This window comes from Miniimonas arenae (genome assembly GCF_006351005.1).
GTDB classification, from domain to species: Bacteria; Actinomycetota; Actinomycetes; order Actinomycetales; family Beutenbergiaceae; genus Miniimonas; species Miniimonas arenae.
The window spans coordinates 1-2,206 of sequence record NZ_VENP01000109.1 but is presented as its reverse complement, the minus strand read 5'-3'; the positions used below and the strand labels follow the sequence as shown (position 1 = coordinate 2,206).

1 protein-coding gene and 1 pseudogene are annotated in these 2,206 nt (G+C 75.7%); one reads left to right on the top strand and one right to left on the bottom strand.

Annotation, left to right across the window (positions count from 1 at the left end; all coding sequences use genetic code 11):
• The first annotated feature begins 111 nt into the window (after positions 1-111).
• The gene (locus FH969_RS14770) at positions 112-1,740 is read left to right on the top strand and encodes an NAD-dependent epimerase/dehydratase family protein (protein ID WP_246072002.1); all 1,629 of its coding nucleotides are present in this window, start codon (positions 112-114) and stop codon (positions 1,738-1,740) included.
• 4 nt (positions 1,741-1,744) lie between these two features.
• Here FH969_RS14770 and FH969_RS15360 read toward each other — a convergent pair.
• Positions 1,745-2,206: pseudogene (locus FH969_RS15360) on the bottom strand (alpha-amylase); the annotation flags it as partial.

Genomic DNA, 2,206 nt, shown 5'->3' with positions numbered 1-2,206 from the left:
GTGGCGCCACCCGGCGCGTCCCCGTTCTCGTGCTCGGAGCTCCGCACGTCGTCACACGGCTCTCCCCCGGGCGGGCTTACGCACCCGAGCACCACCGCGAGAGGATCGACCATGGCACCCAGCGCGGCATCCCCAGTCCAGAACGTCCGAGACGGTGACGACGGCCTGCGCGTCGTCGTGACCGGCCTGTCCGGCAATGCGGGCACGGCGCTCCTGCGCGCCCTGAGCGCCGAACCAGCGATCGGCTCGGTGCTCGGCATCGCCCGGCGGCTGCCGGATCGCACGGCCGAGCCGTACCGCGCCGCGGAGTGGGCGGCGCTGGACCTCACGGGCGAGGAGGACGCCGTCGTCGAGGAGCTCACGGCGCTGTTCCGTGGCGCCGACGCCGTCGTCCACCTGGCCTGGCTGATCCAGCCCAACCGCGACCGCGAGCTGTTGCGGACCGCGAACGTCGAGGGCACGCGCCGGGTGGCGCGCGCCGTGGCCGAGGCCGGGGTGCCGCACCTCGTCGTCGCCTCGTCGGTGGGCGCCTACGCCCCGGTGGACGACGACGAGCCCCGCGACGAGTCCTGGCCCACCGACGGCATCTCCACCTCGCACTACAGCGTCGACAAGGCGGCGCAGGAGGCCGTGCTCGACGAGCTCGAGCGCGACCGGCCCGACGTGATCGTCACCCGCGTGCGGCCCTCGCTCGTGTTCCAGGCCGACGCCGGCGCGGAGATCCCCCGCCTGTTCCTCGGCCCGCTGATCCCGGTCCGGCTGCTGCGCCACGGCCGGCTGCCGGCGCTGACGGTGCCCGCGGGCCTGCGGCTGCAGGCGGTCCACTCCGACGACCTCGCCGACGCCTACCGGCTCGCGCTGCTGCGCCGCCCCCGTGGCGCGGTCAACGTCGCGGCACCGGACGTGCTGCGCGCGCAGGACCTCGCGCGCATCGTGGGCAACGACCGGCTCGTCGAGGTCCCGCCGGGCGTCGTGCGCGCCGCGCTCGCCCTCGCGTACGACACGCACCTGGTCGTGGCCGACCCCGGGTGGCTGGACATGGCGATGGGTGCGCCGCTGCTCGACACGACGCGGGCTACCGAGGAGCTCGGCTGGACGCCGCGGCGCACGGCCGCGGAGGCGCTCGAGGAGCTGCTCCAGGGGATGGGCCAGGGCCAGGGCGTCCCGTCCGGCCCGCTGCACCCCGCGTCCACGCCGGCGTTGGGGGAGGAGGCGCTGCCGCGCCGTGCCCGGCACGTCTCGGTCCCGCCGACTCTGGACAGCGAGCTGCTCGGCCTCTACCTCAGCGACCACCTCACGGGCGCCACCGCGGGCCTGGGCCGCATCGAGCGGATGGCCGAGGCCTACCAGGACCTTCCGCTGCACGGGGAGCTCGCCGAGCTCGCGGAGCAGGTCCGGGGCGAGCGCGACCTGTACCGCGTCCTCCTGGACTACCTGCACCTGCCCCGACGTCGCCACCGGCAGCTGCTGTCGGGGGTCGCGGAGCGGATCGGCCGACTCAAGCTGAACGGCCGCGTCGTCGAACGCTCGCCGCTCACGGTGCTGCTCGAGGCCGAGCTCATGCGGTCGGCGCTGGTGGGCAAGCAGGCCGGTTGGCAGACGATCGCGGACCACGCCGAGGAGCTCGGCCTCGACCCCGACCGGTTCGTCGCGCTCGTCGAGCGGACCGACCGCCAGATCGAGACGATCGAGCGCCTGCACGCCTACGCCCGGGCGCGCGCCTTCCGCGAGCAGGACTGACGGCTCAACCCTGACGGAACCAGACGGTGACCCCCGGCGGCACCGTGCCGTCGTCGGCCAGGGGCGCGCTGGCGAGCACGACCGTGCCACGGGGCGCGGGCGCGGGCGCCGAGAAGGTGGTGAGGCAGTGCCAGCCGCCGCCGCGCTCGAGGCGCAGGACCCCTGGGGGCGCCGGGTGCCAGCGGACCGACGCCGGCTCGTGGTCGACACGCAGCTCGCGCCGCAGGCGAAGCGCCCGCCGGTACAGGTGCAGCGTGGAGGAGGGGTCCGCCCGCTGGGCCCCGACGCTGTACTCACCGAACCAGGCGGGCTGGGGCAGGTGCGCCCCGCCCGCGCCGAAACCGAACGACGCGCTCGAGCGCGTCCAGGGGAGGGGGACCCGGCAGCCGTCCCGTCCGGCATCCGCGCCGTCGGACCGCAGGAACGTGGGGTCCTGACGGTCCTCGTCGGGCAGGTCCGGGACCTC

What these genes read in the sequence shown, in the direction of transcription:
- FH969_RS14770 (WP_246072002.1), top strand. Translation starts at nt 112, where the DNA reads ATGGCACCCAGCGCGGCATCCCCAGTCCAGAACGTCCGAGACGGTGAC.